This window comes from Vibrio sp. sp1 (assembly GCF_016920955.1).
Classification (GTDB): domain Bacteria; phylum Pseudomonadota; class Gammaproteobacteria; order Enterobacterales; family Vibrionaceae; genus Vibrio; species Vibrio alginolyticus.
The window spans coordinates 39,245-59,387 of record NZ_CP060589.1 but is presented as its reverse complement, the minus strand read 5'-3'; the positions used below and the strand labels follow the sequence as shown (position 1 = coordinate 59,387).

The window sequence follows — 20,143 nt, the reverse complement described above, 5'->3', positions numbered from 1 at the left end:
ATTAACTTCAAACTGAGTCTCTGGTCATACGCCAGAGAACATTAAATGAGACTGATTATGAATCGTTTAATTTCCTCTGGTGTGACGGTTGCACTTTCGCTGTTGATAGTAGCTTGTAGTTCACCTCATACGCTGGATGTTCGTGTTTCTCAAAGCAACTATAAAGATGTCGAGATCGCGAGTTCGACACCAAATGAGCCACTTCGAATGTGGGCCAATGAAGCGCCGGATTTTCTCTACTCAGCGCACAATCAAACCACACCGATCAAAGTAGAGGGTGAACAGCTCAATATTTTGGCCTTATCGGGTGGTGGCGTAAACGGCGCATACGGGGCCGGCGTTTTGATGGGGCTACAGGAAAAGGGGGAGCTAAAAGATTATGCCATCATTACTGGAGTCAGTGCGGGTGCCCTAATCGCTCCTTTTGTTTTCATTGGCGGTGATGCGATGCCAAAGATGAAAGAAGTCATGCTCAACATCAATGATAAGAATATTTTGGGTAAGAAGAACTTCTTAAATACCCTGTTTAAGGACGCGTTTACCGATGGTGAGAACCTCTATGATTTCATCGCAGACGCTTACCCTGAGCCCATGATCGAGGCGATGGCGCAGCAACACCGCAATGGTAAACGCCTCTTTATTGGCAGTACCCATTTTGATTCAGGCGAACTGGTGATTTGGAATATTGGTGCGATTGCGAACAGTGATTTAGCGGACAAATCTGAACTTATTTACAAGGTGCTTGCTGCGAGCGCATCGATCCCTGGTGTTTTCCCTCCACAATTTATCGATGTTGAACATGATGGAGAAACACTTGAGGAGTTACACGTAGATGGCGGTCTCGCAGCGCAGGTGTTCTTTAATCCGTCTAACTTCAACTATCAACAAATCTCAGATGCTTTGGGGTTAGAAAAAGCGCCTCAGTTGGATGTGATTCGCAATGGTGCGTTAAAAGCGCCGTATCGTCCACTAAAAGACAAAGGTTTGGACTTGGTATCGAAGAGTGTCTCAAGCCTTACGCTAGCGCAAACTCGTGGTGATCTCTATCGAATGAAATACATCAGTGAAATCAACGATATCGAGATGCAGTTTACCTACATTGATCAAGATTTCAGATACGCCAAAGTAACGAAAGATATGTTCGATCACCGCTACTTGCTGACGATTTACGAATATGGATTCAAAAAAGCCACCCAAGGGCAACTTTGGGTAACTGAACTCCCTTAATACAGGAAAACGATACAATGAAAAAAGCCGTTCTTACACTCATGATGCTTACCGCTTCCGCGACTGCATTCGCCCAAAGTGGAGCCCATCTTGACCAGCAAAAAGTGGATAGTGATATGCAGCAACTGTCTGCAATCAAAGAAGAAGGTGCAGCCTTTATTATGATTGACGAGAACTCGAGTTACGTGGCGGTCGAGTTCGTGGGAAAGTGGGAAGAGATCAACAACTATGTGTCACACAAAGAAGCGAAACAACGTAAATTGGAAAAAGTGAACAAGCAGTTCGTGTACTCTCAGGTCGGTGAAACGTTGGAGTCACTTGAGCAAAAAGTCGTTGACCACATTTACGCTGATCAACCTAAATATTTCAGTGTCGATGTCTACCGCGATTACCATGGTGACTCAGGAGAATTCAACTATTTAGCTCGTGTCGTTGAGTACAACTAAGTTAGAGAAAACCTACTGAAGCTAGTAGGTTTTTTTGTGTCGTCGAGAAGGAATTCAAACGCAGATTGTTTCCGTTACCAAGTAGCAATTCTACGATCTTGTGGTAATTTAATTAGATAACTCTAAAAAGTAAGCACAACCTATGAATTTTAGTTTTGAACAACTTCTCGCGTTCGTAACCGTTTATGAACAGCTTTCGTTTAGTAAGGCGGCGGTCAAACTCAATAAGCACCGAACCACAATAGGGCAGGTGATTACCAATCTTGAAGACCAACTGGCGGTCAACCTGTTTGAGCGAGTGGGGCGCTCGGTAGAACCGACAGAAGATGGTCATCTTCTTTACCACTATGCTAAGCAAACCATCGAACAAGCACGTACTTTCGATAAAGTCGCATTAAGTCTAGCTTACGGTGGGTTAGAGAATGTTAGTATCGCCTATTCAAGCGCTATACCACACCGTTTTCTTGTATTGCTTCGTATTCAATTAGCAGCAGATTTTCCGATGATGCGAGTTAACTTTCTTGTTCGTAATCGCAACGAAATTAAAGAGGGTTTACAGAATGGTGATTATCAATTCGGTATTGTCAATGTGCATGATAGTCGAGCAATACATAGTCTGGATGCGACGTTTTTAGGTCATTTTGAATTTGTTCCTTTCGTCCAGAAAGGTGGTGAACTCGCTTCTATGGCACCAGATCGAGTATTGACAGCCTTGAGGAATAGTAAACAATTTGTACTGCGGTCTCTTATTGAAGAGGGAATGGGCGAAAAAGTCATCGTAAGTTCGAACCATGAAGAGGTCGACCAATTGGCCCTTGTAGTGAAAATGGTTGAAGCAGGTTTAGGATGGGCGATTCTCCCCAGAACGTTTGCCCATTCGGAGTTTTCTAATAATCATATAGAGCCAGTGGAAGCTTCTGAATTATTGGAAGGTTTTAAGTTTGGTTTTGGCCTATGGTGCCAACCCTCTAAGCAAGTCGGTGATGTAAAAAATTCAATCATGAAGGTCGTTACAGAATACCGAGAGAAAATAATCCGTGATATGACTTAGCGGCGACATGTATCCTGCTCATCCCTATCAACAACAAGACTCAATGTGAGTCTTGTTTTTTTGTGTCTGAAAAACGTTATCTTTCTAGCGAAGACTAATGTCTATTGGAAGGATATGACCCTCTATATGAGAGTATGGAATCCATACTTTTTGGCTTAATCTAATCTCGCTCAATGGGTAAGCCCAGAGCAAAAAGTGTTTTTACCATATGTCCGCTGCAAGGACGCAGATTTTCAGCCGGGTTTAGTTACCCGGCTTTTTTTATAGTAATAGAAAATGTCAGCTGTCACCCCAAGCTCTCTGTTACAACTGGCTTGTTACTTCGCTTAGCAATCCAGTACGCAACGCTACCCCAAAGCACAGTGAGTGCCCAAAGTGCCGTCCAATGTAGAGCGACTTGTTGCCAGGTTGCCCCCATTTGGTTTAGCGCTAAGAAAGCTTTTATCGCCCAAGTGCTTGGGCTTAAATCAGCAATCCATAGTAAGGGAGTAGGTATGGCTTCAATCGGCCAAATAAAACCAGCCAAGAAAATGAGCGGCATAGAGCTCACTAAGACGACTAAGGTGACAAGTTCACGCCGAGGTAATAAGTAACCTAGCCAGAAGCCTAGTCCGCAACAACCTAAAAAGAACGGGAACAACATAGCCAGCAATTCGCCCGCATTGGCGATATGGTTTACGTTTAAGCGTTCGAAGCTAAAACCAAAATAATAGGCGCCGAGTAAATAATAAATTGCCACAAATACTAACGTTCTCGCAAGCAGCAGCGATCCCGTTGATACTTGTGACCAATAGCCACGACCATGACGCTGTGTTCCCGTTTGCAATCCAACCGCCATGATCAACGTTTGTTGTAAAATCAGAACAAATACTGCCGGCACTACGTATTCGATGTAACCCATGGTTGGGTTGAACGTCGGTTTCATATTAAGCTTAATAGCAGAGTAATTATGGCTAGCCATACTCATGGGCACACCATCTATCACCATTTTACTGACTTTCACTTGGGCCCCTAATGTGCCTCCCGCTTGGGCCAATCCTTCTACCACGGTTCCGTACACGAGAAAATACGAGGCGTCCGCAGCGTAGGCCAGAGTCGGGCTTTTACCTAGCATTAGGTCTTTGTAAAAGTGTTCTGGTATGACTAAAAAACCGGTGATCTCTCGTTGTAAAAATGCTTGCTTTGCATCGGCAATCGTATGAAGTCGAGTGACTACGTCGACTTGTGGGGTGGCATCAACCATACGTTCCAGCTTTAAACTCGTCTGACTACCATCTAGATTAACAATCGCGATTGTTTGTTCACGAGGCGTTTGTTGTGCATAAGGCAAAGGGTATAAAAACGAGTAAAATACGACACCACCAAACACGGTCAACGTAACGACTGGATTGGTTAGAACGGCCTTAAGTTCCGCTTTAATCAGTTGCCACAATGTCATACCGCCTCCTTCGCTTGGCGTGTTGATGAAGCTGTTCGATGTTTACCCATCAAGGCTGCGGTAATGAGCAGAGGCATAACGTAACCAATCATAGGCCATAGCGAGCTTAAAGATTGCGCGGCCGATGCTCCATAGCTTGCTTGACTCACTTGTACTTCAATGTAATGGGTAATCGGCAATAATGAACGCCATGCATAAGCGAGCGTGTTCATGTCAGAAACTGGGAATGTAATTCCCATGAACGCGAAGCTTGGAGCCGTAAATGCGCCAGCAAAACTCATCGCACGTGCAGGATCCATCGACAAGAAGAAGAACAACGCTCCCATAATGATACAGGCGATAACCGTCGCCAATTGTGCTAATAGCATAACCACAAAACTGCCTTCCATTGGCCAATCAAGCACAGAATAAAACCAGTACAAGAACAACGCACCTTGCGCCATAAAGACCGGAATGTACTGACTTAATAGGGTAGTGAGCCTGGCGTATGGCTTTTCGCCCAAAAATGCAAAGCCATTCTTTCCACCATAAATGCGAAAGTGCGCGGCAAGAATCAAAATAGTGCTTACTACAATACATATTTGCCAAATGGATGGCACGATAGCCGTTACCAAAAATTGTGCGTAGTTATTGTTACGGTTAAATAATGCGGTTATTTGTGTCGACACGGGTACAGCCTGTCCAGCCGCTGCTAACGTTGTGGTGTTACCCTTAGCCAAGTTGCCCATTACTTCAACCTGAGCGTCGAAATAGCCTTGTGCTTGCGCAACGGCAGAGTTGATCAGTTTCGCTACCAAAATGTACTGACTGTTGTAAAAGACAGAAAGTTGAGGTTGGCGGTGCTGGAGAATATCTTGGTCGAACTTAGATGGGATGACCGCGTAAGCGTAGATATCGCCTTCAATCATCGCATTTTTTGCTTCGCTTGCACTGGTGTAGTGATAGTTAACAGCCAGACTCGACGACGCATCCAAAGATTGAATGAGCTTTCGAGAAAGTTGGGAATGTTGTAGATCAACCACACCGATTGGCAGATCCCGGGCAATGCCCGCAGAGAACACTCCCCAAATCATCATCGCGAGCAAAATCGGTATCCAAGTAAGGCACGAAAGCAACCACTTGTCTCGTCGTAAGATATGCCGCTGTGAAATCTTAATCGTCATAGCATTAACCTAGTGGTTGTGATTAAAGTTCAACGACAACACTCATTCCCATACGCAGTTCAGGTTCGGGTTGAGCTGGACGAGCTTCTACTTCAAAGGTACGAAGATCAAAACCTTGAGAAGCATCGGTTGCTCTCCACGTTGCAAAGTCACCCATAACGGCAACATGCGTTACTTTGAACTCAACATTTTTGTTTAAGGCAGGCAAATAGGCATCAAAGGTTGCTCCTTTTTTAAAGTGTTGAAGGTAATCTTCACGCACATTCAGTGTCGCCCAGGCATCTTCTGTATCTATTACAGTAACTACTGGGAAGCCCTGAGGTGCTAATTCACCACTTTGAAGCAGAACTTGAGAGACTTCGCCGTCGAACCAGCTGTAGATCTGAGTATCTTTCGCATACGCTTCTACTTCGGCTACGGCACCTGATGCCATGCGCGCTTTTTCCGCCGCAGCCACTTTGGTTTCACTTCTGGCGCCTTCTTTTGCCATTTCGTACATTTGAAACGCGGCACTTTCTGTGTATTTCGCTGCTTGCCACTGCGTTAAAGCTTCATCGCGCTTTTGTTCTGCAACCACGCCATCGTTATAAAGGTTATTCACACGATTGTAGGTTTTTTCCATTAAATTCGCAGCGGCTTTGGCTTTCATCCACTGATCTTTTGCTGCTTGGATTTGTTGCTCACGTGCGCCTTTCTCAGCTTCTTGAGCTAAGGCGTCCGCCGCTTTTTCACCTGCTTTTGCTTGTTCTAACTTCGCTTCAATTTCAGGACTATGAAGGGTAAAAATAAGCTGACCTTTCTCTACATCGTCGCCTTTACGTACCATGACCTCATCAATACGCCCTGGAACTTTTGAGGAAATGCTGTATTGCTGGGCTTCAATTAATCCCTGTAAGCGGATCGGTTCCGGTTGATAGGCTTGGTAAAATTGATACCCAACCCAAGAGGCAACACCCAAAGCACAAAGTGAGAGTAAAACGGGTTTTAGTGATTTAGCTGCCATGATTTATTTCACCTCTTTGGATGTTGAAGCAGGGATATAAGCGGTATTTTGATATTGTTCGAAGCTGTTCATTTCACTGCTCAATGCGAGTAGCTTGGTTAAAGATATTAAATAGCGGAAACGCGCCGCCGAACGTTGTGTTTCTATACTCGCGACATAAAGTTGTGCATCCACAACATCCAGAGAAGACGACAGACCCTGAGTAAATGCTTTTTCACGCAAGCGCAGGTTTTCGTTAGCGAGTTCAATGCTAGATGCGAGCCCTTGTACTTCATCAATGGCTTGCTGAGCCTCCAAGTATGTCTTTTGGACTAACAGCGATAAGTCTTGTTTGGCTTGGGACTTTAATGAGTCGACCTGCGAGACGACGCTTTGAGCGGCTTTGACTTTTTCGCTTCGCCCTGATGATTCAATCAGTGGAATGCTGACACCAACACCAACTAACCAGTCTGGCTTCATTTGGCTTGCGAGAGAATCGTCTTCATACAAGCTGTAGTCGCCGTAAAGATAAACTTCAGGGTAGTATTTCCCTTTTTCTGCTTTGATTAAGCTAGAGGCTTGTTTGTGTTTAGCGCTCAGAAGTTCTAACCCCGGATAGGTAAGCAACGTTTGATCGACAAAAGCGGTAAGAGGGGGAAGACTGTCGTTGATAAACAAAGATTCAGCGGGCTCTACGGCGTCATCTTGTGCGAGTAATTTACCTAATGCAGCCTGAGCGATACTCAAATCGCTGGCAGCTTTACGTGTTTCTACGGATGCTTTATCTAAAGAAGCCTCGGCTTGCAGGCGCTCAACGTGCGCGATTTGTCCTTGCTCTTCAAGCTTAATGGCAAAATCTCGATGCTTTTTTAGCCCTGCTTCAACCGCTTGCCGCGTTGCGAGTACTTCCTTTGCCAGTACGACAGAAAAGTAGTACTTCGATAAATCTTCAAAACGCGCTTGTTGTTCCATTAAAAGCTGACTTTTCGCCTCATCCGTTTTGCCTTCTGCTGCTGATTGAGCCGCAGAAATTCTACCACCAGTAAAAATTGGCCAAATGGCACGAATAGACGAAGAGAAAATATCGCGCTCGGTTATGGTCGAAGTGGTATTAGCTAAGGCACCAAAAATAGGCTGAAAAGCAGGAGGTACGTTAATGTGTGCTCCTGTGCTGTCTAGAATCTGTTTTCCCGAAAGCGTGATATCGGTATCTAAACGCGTGTAATTCGCGCCAATGGTAACTTGAGGTAAGTTGAGATTGCTGGTGGCACTCTCTTGGTATTGGTAGTTCTCGACGTTTGAGCGTTGAGCTTTAAGAGAATAGTTGTTTTCTAGCAATAGCTGCCATGCGGTATCAAAAGTGATCGGTGCCGCATGACAGGCAAGGGAAATCGAGCTGCTAAGTAAGCCCAGTATCCAAAACTTTCCTGTTTTTTTCATAATGGCTGCTTTGTCGTAGAGTATTAGCTCTAATATAAAGGATTCGTAACTGCGTGTTAAGTAGGAGGGAAAATTGGGCAGTAGTATGCGCCCAGTTATATTTGTGCTGGGCGCGGGAGATGTTACAAATTTATTTCGTATATGGACAGTGAAACTCCGCTCTCCACTCGAGCTGACGAGAACCTCGCATCGTATTCAATAGATCTTTTCCACTCATTTGAGGGAACGATAACAGGACTTTGAGATCAGAAGTACCGCCTCCGTTTTTTTCATAAGCCCTGACGTGTGTAAATGTTGAATACATATTCTCTGACAGCATCGCCTTATTCAGGCATATTCCAAAGGTATCGCGTTCCATGTTTGGTGTTCCTTCTAACTATAAATGCACCTCTGTTTATAGTTTTCCAGTTTTCAGATGGTGTCTAAGTGTTTGTCATATAGTCAGTATTTGTGTTTTGTTTTATTTTTGTCCAAACCACTGACATCAATGTTGAGCTTTTAATAGACTTCCAGCTTCACTGCTTTCAAACCGAAACTCTCATTGGTTTCGTTGATTAAAAATTATACGTTGTAAAGTCTAAAAACGCCTCAAAAACCGCTAAAATCGATGTGATCGCGATCATGATTTTAAGGGCAATTTATGTATGGAATTGAGTATCAGAGAGGAATGCTAAATTTGGTGAATGGTTGTAATTTTATGTTTCAGCTCGTCGATTAATTAACCGTAAACTCTGCGGTTTGTTTGCCTTCCTCACAGATTTATCACCGCGACAACGTCATGCTGTTAACTGAGTGTTAACGTTACGCTCAAGAGTGAATCACAAGGATGTATCAATGAGTTGGAAAACCATCAGCTTTCGTAAGCGGATGCTCATTATCATGACGCTATCGGGGTTGATAGAGCTGTTATTGCTTGTCGCCGCGGGGTTCACTTATCTCAAAATCAATCAAGAGCAAGAAATGGGAGAAAAAGCACTGGGTGTTGCCCGTTTTTTAGCGGACTCAGCGGTTGTTCGTGAAATGATCGAAACCCAAAACCCCCAGCCATACCAACTTCGCTTTAGAGAATTAACCGAAGCCATAGGTGCTGCATTCATCGTTATTGGCGACCATAAGGGAGTACGCTTAATCCACCCTGTTGATGAGCGGTTGGGCAAGCCAATGAGAGGTGGCGACAATCGTCGAGCGCTAGAACAGGGGTTGTCTTATGTTTCGACGGCACAGGGCTCGTTAGGTTATTCAGTTCGTGGTAAAGCTGCGATTTTTGACGAGCAAGGGAACATCATTGGTGTGGTTTCGGTTGGCTATTTGCTCGACCGACTGCAAGACCGCATCGAACCATTTTTGGCCTTTTTGATTTTAATGGTCATCGTAGTTGTCGTCGCTAATGCCATTGTATCCAATTATGCGTCGAGAAAGTTTCAGCGCGCCATTTTAGGCTTTGAGCCTGAAGAGATAGGGCGGTTGTACGGCGAATTAGAAGTGACGATGAGCACTATCAAAGAGGGCGTGTTAAGCATTGATGCCCAAGGGATACTTCGCTCGATAAATCGTAGTGCCTGCCAGATTCTCGGTATTGATAGAGAATCAGCGCTCAATAAACCTTTGACTGATACGCTGCGTGATAGCGATCTATATACAGTGTTAGAAAGCGGGCAGGAAGATCATGATATTGAAATATTCCTTAATCATAAGCGCCTGATTGCAAATCGCTCTCCAATTTATGTTGATGGAAAAATCGTGGGGGCGGTATCGAGTTTCCGTTTAAGGGATGAAATCAATGATCTAACCGAGCAGCTATCACAAACCAAGGAATATGCAGATTTGTTACGTTCGCAAACCCATGAGCATCGAAATAAGCTCAACACTATTAGTGGGCTAGTACAAATGGGTGAACTTGATGCGGTGCAAAAGTTAATTGGACAAGAAACCGCACACTATCAGGCAATGATTGAGTTTTTAAGAGATACCGTTAAGGACCCGCTAATTGCAGGTATGTTGCTTGGAAAAACTGAACGTGCTCGCGAGTTAGGCTTACAACTGGTGGTTGAGGAAGGCAGTCGTCTGGAGCCCCTACCTGAGTGGCTAAATTCGGAAGACCTTGTCACAATTTTGGGTAATTTGATTGATAACGCTTTCGATGCCACGTTAACTTCAATTCGCGATGAATCAAATGTTGCGTCAGAACGCAGAAACATTGATGTGTCCGTTAGCGATTACGGAAATGAAGTGATACTTGAGGTGATAGATCATGGCTGTGGCCTCCCAAAAACAATGGATCCACAAACATTATTTACAAAAGGCGTTTCGACGAAATCTCGTCAAAATCGAGGTGTTGGGTTACACCTTGTCAATCAGCTTGCTACTCGATATCACGGCCATGTTGAGATGATACCCAATACAAATTATGGGACAAGAATAACGGTGTACTTACCCAAGGAAGAACAATTATGAGTATGGCGACTCGCGTAATGATCATTGAAGATGATCTGGCTATTGCTGAGCTGCACCACAAATACTTAAGCCAACTGACAGGTTTGGAAGTGGTTGGAATTGCGACCACGAGAATGGAAGCGGAAATGCAACTCGACATTCTTAAGCCAGATTTACTATTGATGGATGTCTATCTTCCCGATGGCACAGGGCTTGAGATACTAAATACACTGCGTGCAAGTAACCAAACGTGTGATGTCATTTTGATTACAGCCGCAAGGGATGTCGATACATTACAACAGGCGATGAGGGCTGGCGTTGTCGATTACCTGTTAAAACCCGTGATGTTTCCACGCTTAGATGCCGCACTGAAAAAGTATGTGTCCCAACGCCAACAACTAGACATCGTAGAGAGTTTGGATCAGAACCTCGTTGATAAAATGCTGCAGTCTCACGCCAATCAAGACAACTTGTCGAACCGATTACCAAAAGGGATTGATGGTGTAACCCTAGACAAGATCAGGGAGTTGTTCCCAAATGGCAGTGCGCTGACCGCTGATGAGGCAGGCGAAAAGATCGGCGCGAGCCGAACAACGGCGAGGCGCTATTTGGAGTATCTTATCAGCACTGGTGAACTAGAGGCTGATTTAAACTATGGCTCTGTTGGTAGGCCAGAAAGGTGCTATAAAAAAGTGACACGGTAGCGTTTATATTGATGCTCTATGCAAAATAAAAAGCGATGGCTTATTGTAGAAACCATCGCTTTACAAATTACTGCTGTTCCGCTCTAAGAGGTTAGAAGTTGTATTCTAACTTCGCTTCGATAGAGCGCTCAGCGCCAAACCAACAGTTATTTTTGTCGTAACAAGAATAGTATTCTTTATCGAATAGATTGCTTGCAGAAAGCGTGACGCTAGCCCCTTTCATTGATTCAGATACCGTTGAGAAATCGTAACTTGCTGCCAAATCAAACAAGGTGTAGTCCGGTACTTTTTGACTATTCTGTGCATCAATTTGTGCTTCCCCGACATAGCGAACGCCAGCACTGGTACGAAGGCCTGAAAGATTTCCTTCAAAGAAGTAATTTGCCCATAGAGAAGCCGTTTGCTCAGGTACCCAAACCGGCGTTTTACCTTCTTGGTTGTAATAACTGTCCTCGGTAATCTCCATATCGGTATATGTATAGCCTAGAGTGAAATCAGCTTGTGCTGTAGCTTGCCATTTTGCCTCAAGTTCAATACCTTGTGATACCACTTCGCCCGCTTGATAGTTCGGTGCATAAGGATTATTCGGATCGGTCAAGATCGCGTTTTTCTTCGTAATATGGAAGAGTGCTAAGTTACCTGAGATATCACCAGATAATGGGGCGTATTTAAAGCCTAACTCCCATTGATGACCGGTTGATGGCTCAAATGCTTTACCAGAAGAGTCGGCACCCGCAATTGGCTCAAAACTTTCCGAGTAAGTAAGGTATGGCGAGAGACCAAAGTCTAGCTCATACAAACCACCGACTCGGAAAGATACGTTGGTATCGTCTAACTCTTCCTTGCTCTTGGATACTGTTCCTAGATAATCGCTAACGGCGTCTGTATTTGAATCGTATTTATCCCAACGAAGACCTGCAATCATTACAAGTTGGTCGTAACGAACTTGATCTTGGAAATAAACGCCAATCTGCTTCGTTTTAATATCCAAGTTTTGTTTGTATTGGAAATTCAGTGCATTACGATCAATGCTGTTGTGGTCAGGATTAAAAATGTCCTGAGTTAGCGAATACCCAAGCGTGTCTTTGTATTTTACATCTGAATCTAGATACTGATAATCAAGCCCGAACAATAAGTTATGTTCAAAATTTCCTGTTTTAACGTAGCCCGATAGTTGGTTGTCAATCACAAAGGATTTGGACTTTTCATCGGTTAAATAGGCATTTCGACCAACGGTACGGTTATCCGCTTCAAGTGCACCGTTATATGTGTTTTCCTGATAGGCATCGGCGGTCATGTAGCGGGCATTCTGTAGAAATTGCCAATTGTTGTTAAAGTCGTGTTGGACTTTGTAACCCATCATCAGAACTTCGCGTTCGTAAGTGTTCCAGTCCTCATCCCCCAAATAAGTGCTTGGTGACATCGAGCCAAGTGGGTTTTTAATCACTGAGCCAGATGCAGGCACAGTCGTGTAGATACCTGCTGATGGATCATTTTGATAGTAAACATTCACGTTCACTAATGTGCTTTCTGTCGCTTGCCAATTGAAAGATGGGGCGAGTACATAACGTTCGTCTTCAGACGTATCGGCTTGACCATCTCGCTGTTTTGCTAGGCCTACAATACGGTAATCCACATTAGAATCACCAATTTGTCCTGTGGTGTCGAACGTCAGTTCTTTTAGGCTGTTAGTCCCAGTACTAATCGAGACAGAGTGCGAGGGTGTTGACTGAGGCGCCTTGGCGATAATATTGACCATACCTCCTGGTGGAATATTGCCGTAAAGAACAGACGTTGGCCCTTTAAAAACCTCGATTTGCTCAAGAGCAACGGAATCGACCTGCGGTTGAAGGTTCCAACCGTTGTACAGCAAAGGAAGACCATCATAAAAGTTGGTGTAGTTAATAAAACCACGAATATTGAATAGGTCAAGTCGGGAAACGGCACCGCCACGCAATTCTGTATTTACGCCAGGCGCGTAACGCAATGCTTCGCTCACCGAGTTTACGCCGCGCAGGTCCATGTCATCTTTAGTGATTACCGTGATCGCTTGCGGTGTTTCCTCCGGTTCTAAAACGGTTTTAGTTGCGGTGTTTCGGTATGTTTCTCCTAGCACCGTAATCGTTTCGTGTTGGGATACGCTCTCAGTCGCATTGGCGTGGCCAGCGAGCAATGCGGATACGACGATAGCAACCGCTGAACGATGAAATCGAATCGGACTTTCCATATTTATAAATTCCACTACTTTTTCTATTTATTGATAATGATTGTTATTTGTATTCTATATTCAAAGAAATAGGAAAAGTTAACAATTTGGTGCAAAACACTAATCTTTGGAACTTATTCTTCTGTTCTTAGGTTTTAAAGATAGCGAGTCGTTTGGCTCGACAGGAATCCAATACTGCATTTGTGCTTGTTCGCTATCAACATCATAACCTTCTGGATAAAGCTCTAACTCATAACCATCGATAGCATGATAATTAGAGTAGGGTAGCCAATGTAAAATAAACCATTCCAGCGTTGAGGCGAGCTCTGATGCTTTGCCTATGTGTGTAATGACGGCGTAGGTTTGCTCAGGAACAGCCAAGAGGTCTAACCCCGAGTTGGAAGAGTTCGTTGATCTTGATGCGTTTGCTGTTGGACTACACTCATAACCTGCCCAGTACTCAAGTTGTTGGTTGTTTGAATACGCTTGCGTCACATCAATCACGCCAAAGTAAGTACTTTCCGAATTATTAAGGTTTTCAGATGAATAAAGACGTGACCAAAGTGACGGTACTTTGGATTGGAAATCGGGCGTAGCGGAAAACAATCCGTGAATAGGTTCATGATAACCAGCAAGTTCAAAAGCCGGTTTTGTTTCTATTCGAACTTCAATAAAGCGCTGATGTTTTTTCTCTTCTTTTGGTGTCTTACGCAGCGTCAAAGGTTGTCTCAACCCGGCGAGTTGTTGCGTTTTTCGATATTCACGGGGGCTTTTTGAAAACATATTCCTGAACGCTCGGCTAAATGCGTGTTCAGATGTAAATCCCATTTCTATCGCTATATCTAACGAGCGGTCAGAAGTATGGATTAAGCGCTCAGCCGCAAGGCTAAGTTTAAGCTCTCTGATATAGTGAGCGACGGATACGCCAGTGTGTTGTTGAAATACGCGTTGCAGTTGCCAGCGAGACCAACAACTTGCTTTCGATATTTCATCTACGCTCAGAGTGCTGTCTAAGTTGGTGTGAATGTAGTCAAGCACCGATTGTATTCGGTTTATGGGGTGTGGGTTAATGGCGCTTGATTTCATGGCGTTCTACTTTCACATTAATAGTGATTTCATTATCTTTAATTGAGTATCATTATCAATAGGGTGATGAAATAAAAAGTAAGTAACACAGATCACGATAAAACTGTAATGGATTGCAAGTATGAGTAATTTTTACCCATATTAGAGTTTTTGCTTAAATTCTGGAGCGTTCAGATGAAACTTTTTTTATCAATAAAATACAATCGCTTATGACGTTTTGTGCAACTTATTTAAACGTTTGCACTGGCAAGTGTTGATGTAAATCAAATAGTCGTAGACAATATTGCCCCGTGTCGGACTCTCCTCCAGCGAGTACAGTGTGTACTTTTGAGACATAAGTGACTTAAATGACCTCAATACGTCGTGTTTCCAAGAATCGGAAATGCAACTTCTTGAGGTTCTTTGGGCCCATAGACTTTACCTATCAACGTAATAGGTAAGACCAATTTTCTATTTTGAGGTGCCATTGATAGGGTTGGCTCATTCTCTAGCCGTATCCGGGCACACAATAAGTACCTCGTTTTTAAGGGAAAGATGATGGTAATACCAGAAAACAGCAGCATCGTTATTTTTGGTGCTTCAGGTGACCTTACGTACCGTAAGCTCATTCCTGCTTTATACCACCTCTACGCGAACAAGCAGCTTCCAGAGAATTTTGCCATTCTGGGTGTAAGTCGCACTGAATACAGTGATGAGTCTTACCGCGCGAAGCTGAAAAAATCGCTTCAGGAAATGGAAAAGACTGAGCCAGAAACGCTTGATGCATTTATTAACCATCTGCACTACCAAGCCATTAATACTTCTGACACACAAGATTACGGTAAGCTATCTTCTCGCTTAGACCAACTTGCGGACGAATATCAATTCGAGCAACGCAATACGCTTTTTTACTTAGCAACCCCACCAAGTTTATACAGTGTGATCCCTGCAAGTCTTGCAGCACATGGTCTTAACAGTGAAGAGGATGGCTGGAAACGCCTGATCATTGAGAAACCATTCGGCTATGATCTTGAATCGGCGCGTATTCTGGACAAAGAAATTCACGAGCACTTCCAAGAGCATCAAATCTACCGAATTGACCATTACTTAGGTAAAGAAACGGTACAAAACCTACTTGTGCTTCGTTTCTCTAATGCGATGTTTGAGCCGCTTTGGAACCGTAACTTCATTGATTACGTTGAAATCACAGGCGCAGAATTCCTTGGCGTAGAGGAGCGTGGTGGTTACTACGACAACTCTGGCGCTGTGCGCGACATGTTCCAAAACCACTTGCTACAAGTATTAGCAATGGTAGGTATGGAACCACCAGCGCAAATCAATGCAGACTCGATGCGTGATGAAGTGGTAAAAGTGCTTCAATGCTTAAAGCCATTAGACGAAAACGCTCTGCGCAATGACCTAGTATTAGGCCAATACACGGCGTCTGAAGTTCGTGGGCAAAGCCTACGCGGCTACCGTGAAGAGCCGGGAGTTGCAGACGATTCTCGTACAGAGACTTACATCGGTTTGAAAGCGTACATCAACAACTGGCGTTGGAATGGCGTGCCATTTTACGTGCGTACTGGTAAGCGTCTTCCAACACGCGTTACTGAGGTGGTTATCCACTTTAAACAAACACCGCATCCTGTGTTTGGTCAAAACGCACCAGAAAACAAGCTGATCATTCGTATTCAACCAGACGAAGGCATTCAAATGAGCTTTGGCTTGAAAGAGCCAGGCGCAGGCTTTGAAGCGAAGGAAGTGAAAATGAACTTCCATTACGCTGACCTGCAAGAAACGCAAATGCTAACGGCATACGAGCGTCTTCTACTTGATGCTTTGAATGGTGATGCTACGCTATTTGCACGTAGTGATGCGGTGGAAGCGTGCTGGCAATACGTACAGCCAATCTTAGATTTTAAGCAAGATCCACAATCCCTCTTCGGGTACGCATGCGGCACTTGGGGACCTAAAGAGTCAGATGACTTGTTACAGCGTGATGGCCGTGCTTGGCGTTTCCCATGTAAAAACTTAACAGATACGGATTACTGTGAACTATGATCAACCATAAGATCTACCAAACAGCAGAACAGGTAGTTGAAAGCCTAGCTAACGATATGAAAGCGTTTAGCGAAATGGGCCGACCTGTTCACATCTCTCTTTCTGGCGGCAGCACACCTAAAATGCTGTTTAAGCTATTGGCAACAGAAGCTTACGCGACGTCAATTCAGTGGCAAAACCTGCACTTCTGGTGGGGTGATGAGCGCTGTGTTGCTCCTGATGATGCAGAAAGCAACTACGGTGAAGCAAATACGCTACTATTTAGCCAAGTAAGCATTCCTGCTGAGAACATCCACCGCATTCGTGGTGAAGATGAGCCAGAAGCTGAAGCACAGCGCTTTGCGAAAGAGATGGCAGAAGTGATTCCAACTGAAAATGGCACTCCTGTGTTTGATTGGATCTTATTAGGCGTTGGTGCAGATGGTCATACAGCTTCTCTGTTCCCTGGCCAAACGAATTATGATGATGCGAACCTATCTCTTGTGGCGTCGCATCCTGAATCGGGCCAACTTCGTGTGTCGAAAACCGCACGCGTATTAGAAGCAGCGAAACGCATTAGTTACTTAGTGCTTGGTGCAGGAAAAGCGGACATTGTTGAAGAAATTAACAGTTCACCAGCACACGCACTGCCATACCCAGCGGCTAAGATTCAAGCGAAATCGGGCCTAACGGAATGGTATTTAGATTTAGACGCGGCAGCAAAAATTGCTTAAGACGCTGCTCGTCGATGAAATAAAATTGGAGAGAAACAATGAAAGGTGATATCGGTGTAATTGGCCTAGCAGTAATGGGTCAAAACCTTATCCTAAACATGAACGATCACGGCTTTAAAGTGGTTGCTCACAACCGTACTGCTGCTAAAGTAGACGAGTTCCTGGAAGGTCCAGCAAAAGGCACGAACATCATCGGTGCATACTCTCTAGAAGAACTAGTAGAGAAGCTAGAAACGCCGCGTAAAGTAATGTTGATGGTTCGCGCTGGTGACGTTGTAGACAAGTTCATCGAAGCGCTAGTACCTCTGCTAGACAAAGGCGACATCATTATTGACGGTGGTAACACTAACTACCCAGATACAAACCGTCGTGTTGCTGCACTACGTGAAAAAGGTATCCACTTCATCGGTACTGGTGTATCTGGTGGTGAAGAAGGTGCGCGCTTCGGTCCATCTATCATGCCTGGCGGTGCTGCTGAAGCATGGGAAGCGGTTAAGCCTATCTTCCAAGGTATCGCTGCGAAAACTGACGCTGGTGAGCCATGTTGTGACTGGGTTGGTAACGACGGTGCTGGTCACTTCGTTAAGATGGTACACAACGGTATCGAATACGGTGACATGCAGCTTATCACAGAAGCTTACCAGTTCATGAAAGACGGTCTTGGTATGTCTGCAGACGAGATGCAAGCAGTATTCGCTGATTGGAACAAGACTGAGCTAGACAGCTACCTTGTTGAAATCACGGCTGACATTCTTGGCTACAAAGATGAAGACGGTGAGCCTCTCGTTGAAAAGATCCTAGACACAGCAGGCCAAAAAGGTACTGGTAAATGGACTGGTATCAACGCACTAGACCTAGGTATTCCACTAACGCTTATCTCTGAGTCTGTATTCTCTCGTTGTCTATCTGCACTGAAAGACCAACGTGTTGAAGCCGAGTCTCTATTCGGTAAGACAATCACTCCAGTTGAAGGCGACAAGCAAGAGTGGGTTGATGCACTACGTCAAGCGCTACTAGCTTCTAAGATCATCTCTTACGCTCAAGGCTTCATGCTAATGCGCGAAGCGTCTAACGAGAACGGTTGGGACCTAAACTACGGTAACGTAGCACTAATGTGGCGTGGTGGTTGTATCATCCGCTCTGCGTTTCTAGGCAACATCCGTGATGCGTACGAAGCGAACCCAGACATCGCTTTCCTTGGTTCTGATGAGTACTTCAAAAACATCCTACAAGGCAGCCTAGCAGCATGGCGTAAAGTAGCAGCGAAATCTCTAGAGTCTGGTATCCCAATGCCATGTACGATTTCTGCGCTATCTTTCCTAGACGGTTACACAACAGCTCGTCTACCAGCGAACCTGCTTCAAGCTCAACGTGACTACTTCGGTGCTCACACTTATGAGCGTATTGACCGTCCACGTGGTGAATTCTTCCACACTAACTGGACTGGTACAGGCGGCGACACAGCGTCTACAACTTACGACGTGTAATCGTTTTAAGTAAACCGACTAAATATAAAGATATAAAGGGATGCCCAAGTGGCATCCTTTTTTGTGTCTGTAAGATATTGGTAGATTTAAAAGTTACATTAAACGTTGATTCGTCACGCACTTCTCAGAAATGGGAGAGCATGCATTTGCTAGCAGTTTAATATTTCTCTTCGAAGAGTGAAGCTAAGCAGCTCTCTGTCTTCTCCTCAACTATAAGGTAATAGAAATGACACAACAGAAGCATCCATTTCACACAGCTTTCGTGTTGCTTATGTTCATATTACTGATTACTTACTCTATCTATCGCCTTTATCATCATTTCGTTTTCGAATCTCTACCGCTTCAGCTCAGTAGTGGTTTTCAAGTGCTCTACATTGATGCGTCATATGTTTTAAGTATCGCAAGCTTACTCTTATGCCCTACATTATTGGTCTATATTTTATTTGATCGAATGACTCAGTTAGTCAAAGTGCCGATTAAAGTGATAACTATAACAATTGTCTTGTCCCTTATCGTTGCTATTCCAGGTCAAATTTTTGAATTTGGGCGATTGAAATATATTGCAGAAAGTAATGGTTACTCAGCGTGTCCACCTTTCACAATTGCATCAAGCGGAATGTTTGTAGAAGCTATGGTAAAAGAAGAAAAATACTGTATAGAACCAGAAATTAATCGTATTGGTATGTATGGTTATTTTCACGAACTCGAACGGATTGATAACTATATCAAGTCACACGGAAATGACATCCAATAGAAAAGAGCGCCTAGGCGCTCTTTTCAGTGGTCGTTTTCTTGTTTTGATAAAACCTGTCTTTTAGGTAGAGAATTGCACTGACCACAAGAGCCACTAAAGAAACAGTAAATAGGGCGTACATGCTGAGAATCCATGCGAATGTGGCCGTCAAGAATGCAATGAAGGAAAACATCCTGCTGAAAGACATCACATGGCCAAGTTTGTTACTTTTCATAAACGCCTCCCGATGCTAAGTGGGGATAGACAATTGTGGTCATATGCCACACTTTTAATTATCTGCTCTTTTGGGGCGTTTCACACAAAAAAGTGGCTAAAGATTTCTCAAAAAAGGTGAAATATTGAACTGGTAGACAAATCGTTAAACTGAGTTGCACAGATATGACTTCGGTTGTCTATCACTTCAAAGTTTTTAACTACGCAGATTAAGGGCATGTAGCGTTATTATTATCGTATTCGAACTCTACGATACACAATTGCAAGTGAACCTACACTCGTAAGCTCATCCCTGTCGTCAGTTACAGTAAAAGTTTTTTTCTCTTTTTAACAATACCTTAGTAACTACGGGCAATTAAATCTGTTTTTCGATCGAAACTCAGATTGCATAAAAGGTGAAAAAGAGTGCTAGGTAAGCCTTTAAACTACGCCTATAATTAGCGCCCACATGGAGGATGTTTACTATATGAACATCCTTTATTTTTTGAAACCAGCAACAAGGATCCAGTAAAACATGTTTTTCTGGTTTTGTTTACGTTGACCAAGAAGGTAATTAACACAGCAAATTGAGGTTCTAAGATGACTCTTAACAAGTACTTTGTTTTCATTCCAGCAGAATTGGAACAGGAAATGCACAAGGACAATCAAGTGATCTCTGAGAAGGAAACTCAACGTCAGGCATTAGTAAAACAGGCACAACAACAAGGCGGCCTGTAAGCTAGGTTTCAAAGAGAAAGAGCACCGCAACGGTGCTCTTTTT

The 20,143-nt window shown here is 44.0% G+C and carries 18 protein-coding genes; 10 read left to right on the top strand and 8 right to left on the bottom strand.

What is annotated here, in order from left to right:
* The first annotated feature begins 57 nt into the window (after positions 1-57).
* From H9L11_RS00320 to H9L11_RS00310, 3 genes are all read left to right on the top strand, one after another.
* Entirely contained in the window at positions 58-1,227 is a 1,170-nt protein-coding gene (locus tag H9L11_RS00320) for a patatin-like phospholipase family protein (RefSeq protein ID WP_017634571.1), read from the top strand.
* 17 nt (positions 1,228-1,244) lie between these two features.
* On the top strand, positions 1,245-1,673 hold the full coding sequence (locus tag H9L11_RS00315) for a hypothetical protein (RefSeq protein ID WP_047102715.1): 429 nt from the start codon (positions 1,245-1,247) through the stop codon (positions 1,671-1,673).
* A gap of 142 nt (positions 1,674-1,815) precedes the next feature.
* The gene (locus H9L11_RS00310; RefSeq protein ID WP_017634569.1) at positions 1,816-2,724 is read left to right on the top strand and encodes a LysR family transcriptional regulator; all 909 of its coding nucleotides are present in this window, start codon (positions 1,816-1,818) and stop codon (positions 2,722-2,724) included.
* Between the two features lie 286 nt (positions 2,725-3,010).
* On the opposite strand, the gene H9L11_RS00305 is transcribed toward H9L11_RS00310, so the two are convergent.
* The 5 genes from H9L11_RS00305 to H9L11_RS00285 all read right to left on the bottom strand — a co-directional run bounded on the left by H9L11_RS00305 (position 3,011) and on the right by H9L11_RS00285 (position 8,105).
* Positions 3,011-4,162 (bottom strand): ABC transporter permease, encoded by a 1,152-nt coding sequence (locus H9L11_RS00305; RefSeq protein WP_205390909.1) that lies wholly within the window; start codon positions 4,160-4,162, stop codon positions 3,011-3,013.
* Complete coding sequence (locus tag H9L11_RS00300; RefSeq protein ID WP_053304381.1) at positions 4,159-5,325, bottom strand: ABC transporter permease; 1,167 nt, start codon at positions 5,323-5,325, stop codon at positions 4,159-4,161. Before H9L11_RS00300 ends, H9L11_RS00305 begins: the two co-directional genes overlap by 4 nt.
* A gap of 22 nt (positions 5,326-5,347) precedes the next feature.
* Positions 5,348-6,328 (bottom strand): HlyD family efflux transporter periplasmic adaptor subunit, encoded by a 981-nt coding sequence (locus H9L11_RS00295; RefSeq protein WP_005377122.1) that lies wholly within the window; start codon positions 6,326-6,328, stop codon positions 5,348-5,350.
* A gap of 3 nt (positions 6,329-6,331) precedes the next feature.
* Positions 6,332-7,747: a TolC family protein gene (locus H9L11_RS00290; RefSeq protein WP_005387166.1), complete on the bottom strand. Its 1,416-nt coding sequence runs from the start codon at positions 7,745-7,747 to the stop codon at positions 6,332-6,334.
* A gap of 130 nt (positions 7,748-7,877) precedes the next feature.
* Positions 7,878-8,105, bottom strand: coding sequence for a hypothetical protein (locus H9L11_RS00285; RefSeq protein WP_005377125.1), 228 nt, complete (start codon positions 8,103-8,105; stop codon positions 7,878-7,880).
* Between the two features lie 476 nt (positions 8,106-8,581).
* Between H9L11_RS00285 and H9L11_RS00280 the strand changes: the two genes are divergently transcribed.
* Both H9L11_RS00280 and H9L11_RS00275 read left to right on the top strand, forming a co-directional pair.
* Entirely contained in the window at positions 8,582-10,201 is a 1,620-nt protein-coding gene (locus H9L11_RS00280) for a sensor histidine kinase (protein ID WP_053306993.1), read from the top strand.
* Positions 10,198-10,884 (top strand): response regulator, encoded by a 687-nt coding sequence (locus tag H9L11_RS00275; protein ID WP_053306994.1) that lies wholly within the window; start codon positions 10,198-10,200, stop codon positions 10,882-10,884. Before H9L11_RS00280 ends, H9L11_RS00275 begins: the two co-directional genes overlap by 4 nt.
* Positions 10,885-10,975: 91 nt before the next feature.
* Here the strand turns inward: H9L11_RS00275 and H9L11_RS00270 are convergent, their stop codons facing one another.
* Positions 10,976-13,111 carry a TonB-dependent siderophore receptor gene (locus H9L11_RS00270; RefSeq protein ID WP_053306995.1) on the bottom strand — a complete coding sequence of 712 codons (2,136 nt, stop codon included), beginning with the start codon at positions 13,109-13,111 and terminating at the stop codon, positions 10,976-10,978.
* A gap of 99 nt (positions 13,112-13,210) precedes the next feature.
* A complete protein-coding gene (locus H9L11_RS00265) occupies positions 13,211-14,176 on the bottom strand; it encodes a helix-turn-helix domain-containing protein (RefSeq protein WP_053306996.1) in 966 nt (321 codons plus the stop codon).
* Positions 14,177-14,713: 537 nt separating this feature from the next.
* Here H9L11_RS00265 and zwf point away from each other — a divergent pair.
* The 4 genes from zwf (at position 14,714) to H9L11_RS00245 (ending at position 19,170) form a co-directional block, all read left to right on the top strand.
* Positions 14,714-16,216 carry a glucose-6-phosphate dehydrogenase gene (zwf, locus tag H9L11_RS00260; protein WP_017634563.1) on the top strand — a complete coding sequence of 501 codons (1,503 nt, stop codon included), beginning with the start codon at positions 14,714-14,716 and terminating at the stop codon, positions 16,214-16,216.
* The gene (gene pgl, locus H9L11_RS00255) at positions 16,213-16,929 is read left to right on the top strand and encodes a 6-phosphogluconolactonase (protein ID WP_205390908.1); all 717 of its coding nucleotides are present in this window, start codon (positions 16,213-16,215) and stop codon (positions 16,927-16,929) included. The genes zwf and pgl overlap by 4 nt, the downstream gene beginning before the upstream one ends.
* A gap of 38 nt (positions 16,930-16,967) precedes the next feature.
* Entirely contained in the window at positions 16,968-18,416 is a 1,449-nt protein-coding gene (gene gnd, locus H9L11_RS00250) for a decarboxylating NADP(+)-dependent phosphogluconate dehydrogenase (protein ID WP_005377160.1), read from the top strand.
* Between the two features lie 226 nt (positions 18,417-18,642).
* On the top strand, positions 18,643-19,170 hold the full coding sequence (locus tag H9L11_RS00245) for a hypothetical protein (RefSeq protein ID WP_033906174.1): 528 nt from the start codon (positions 18,643-18,645) through the stop codon (positions 19,168-19,170).
* Positions 19,171-19,180: 10 nt separating this feature from the next.
* On the opposite strand, the gene H9L11_RS00240 is transcribed toward H9L11_RS00245, so the two are convergent.
* Positions 19,181-19,384: a hypothetical protein gene (locus tag H9L11_RS00240; RefSeq protein ID WP_005377162.1), complete on the bottom strand. Its 204-nt coding sequence runs from the start codon at positions 19,382-19,384 to the stop codon at positions 19,181-19,183.
* 578 nt (positions 19,385-19,962) lie between these two features.
* On the opposite strand from H9L11_RS00240, the gene H9L11_RS00235 reads away from it, so the two are divergent.
* Positions 19,963-20,100 carry a hypothetical protein gene (locus tag H9L11_RS00235; RefSeq protein WP_005377165.1) on the top strand — a complete coding sequence of 46 codons (138 nt, stop codon included), beginning with the start codon at positions 19,963-19,965 and terminating at the stop codon, positions 20,098-20,100.
* Positions 20,101-20,143 lie beyond the last annotated feature (43 nt).

What these genes read in the sequence shown, in the direction of transcription:
- H9L11_RS00320 (WP_017634571.1), top strand. Translation starts at nt 58, where the DNA reads ATGAATCGTTTAATTTCCTCTGGTGTGACGGTTGCACTTTCGCTGTTG.
- H9L11_RS00315 (WP_047102715.1), top strand. Translation starts at nt 1,245, where the DNA reads ATGAAAAAAGCCGTTCTTACACTCATGATGCTTACCGCTTCCGCGACT.
- H9L11_RS00310 (WP_017634569.1), top strand. Translation starts at nt 1,816, where the DNA reads ATGAATTTTAGTTTTGAACAACTTCTCGCGTTCGTAACCGTTTATGAA.
- H9L11_RS00305 (WP_205390909.1), bottom strand. Translation starts at nt 4,162, where the DNA reads ATGACATTGTGGCAACTGATTAAAGCGGAACTTAAGGCCGTTCTAACC.
- H9L11_RS00300 (WP_053304381.1), bottom strand. Translation starts at nt 5,325, where the DNA reads ATGACGATTAAGATTTCACAGCGGCATATCTTACGACGAGACAAGTGG.
- H9L11_RS00295 (WP_005377122.1), bottom strand. Translation starts at nt 6,328, where the DNA reads ATGGCAGCTAAATCACTAAAACCCGTTTTACTCTCACTTTGTGCTTTG.
- H9L11_RS00290 (WP_005387166.1), bottom strand. Translation starts at nt 7,747, where the DNA reads ATGAAAAAAACAGGAAAGTTTTGGATACTGGGCTTACTTAGCAGCTCG.
- H9L11_RS00285 (WP_005377125.1), bottom strand. Translation starts at nt 8,105, where the DNA reads ATGGAACGCGATACCTTTGGAATATGCCTGAATAAGGCGATGCTGTCA.
- H9L11_RS00280 (WP_053306993.1), top strand. Translation starts at nt 8,582, where the DNA reads ATGAGTTGGAAAACCATCAGCTTTCGTAAGCGGATGCTCATTATCATG.
- H9L11_RS00275 (WP_053306994.1), top strand. Translation starts at nt 10,198, where the DNA reads ATGAGTATGGCGACTCGCGTAATGATCATTGAAGATGATCTGGCTATT.
- H9L11_RS00270 (WP_053306995.1), bottom strand. Translation starts at nt 13,111, where the DNA reads ATGGAAAGTCCGATTCGATTTCATCGTTCAGCGGTTGCTATCGTCGTA.
- H9L11_RS00265 (WP_053306996.1), bottom strand. Translation starts at nt 14,176, where the DNA reads ATGAAATCAAGCGCCATTAACCCACACCCCATAAACCGAATACAATCG.
- zwf (WP_017634563.1), top strand. Translation starts at nt 14,714, where the DNA reads ATGGTAATACCAGAAAACAGCAGCATCGTTATTTTTGGTGCTTCAGGT.
- pgl (WP_205390908.1), top strand. Translation starts at nt 16,213, where the DNA reads ATGATCAACCATAAGATCTACCAAACAGCAGAACAGGTAGTTGAAAGC.
- gnd (WP_005377160.1), top strand. Translation starts at nt 16,968, where the DNA reads ATGAAAGGTGATATCGGTGTAATTGGCCTAGCAGTAATGGGTCAAAAC.
- H9L11_RS00245 (WP_033906174.1), top strand. Translation starts at nt 18,643, where the DNA reads ATGACACAACAGAAGCATCCATTTCACACAGCTTTCGTGTTGCTTATG.
- H9L11_RS00240 (WP_005377162.1), bottom strand. Translation starts at nt 19,384, where the DNA reads ATGAAAAGTAACAAACTTGGCCATGTGATGTCTTTCAGCAGGATGTTT.
- H9L11_RS00235 (WP_005377165.1), top strand. Translation starts at nt 19,963, where the DNA reads ATGACTCTTAACAAGTACTTTGTTTTCATTCCAGCAGAATTGGAACAG.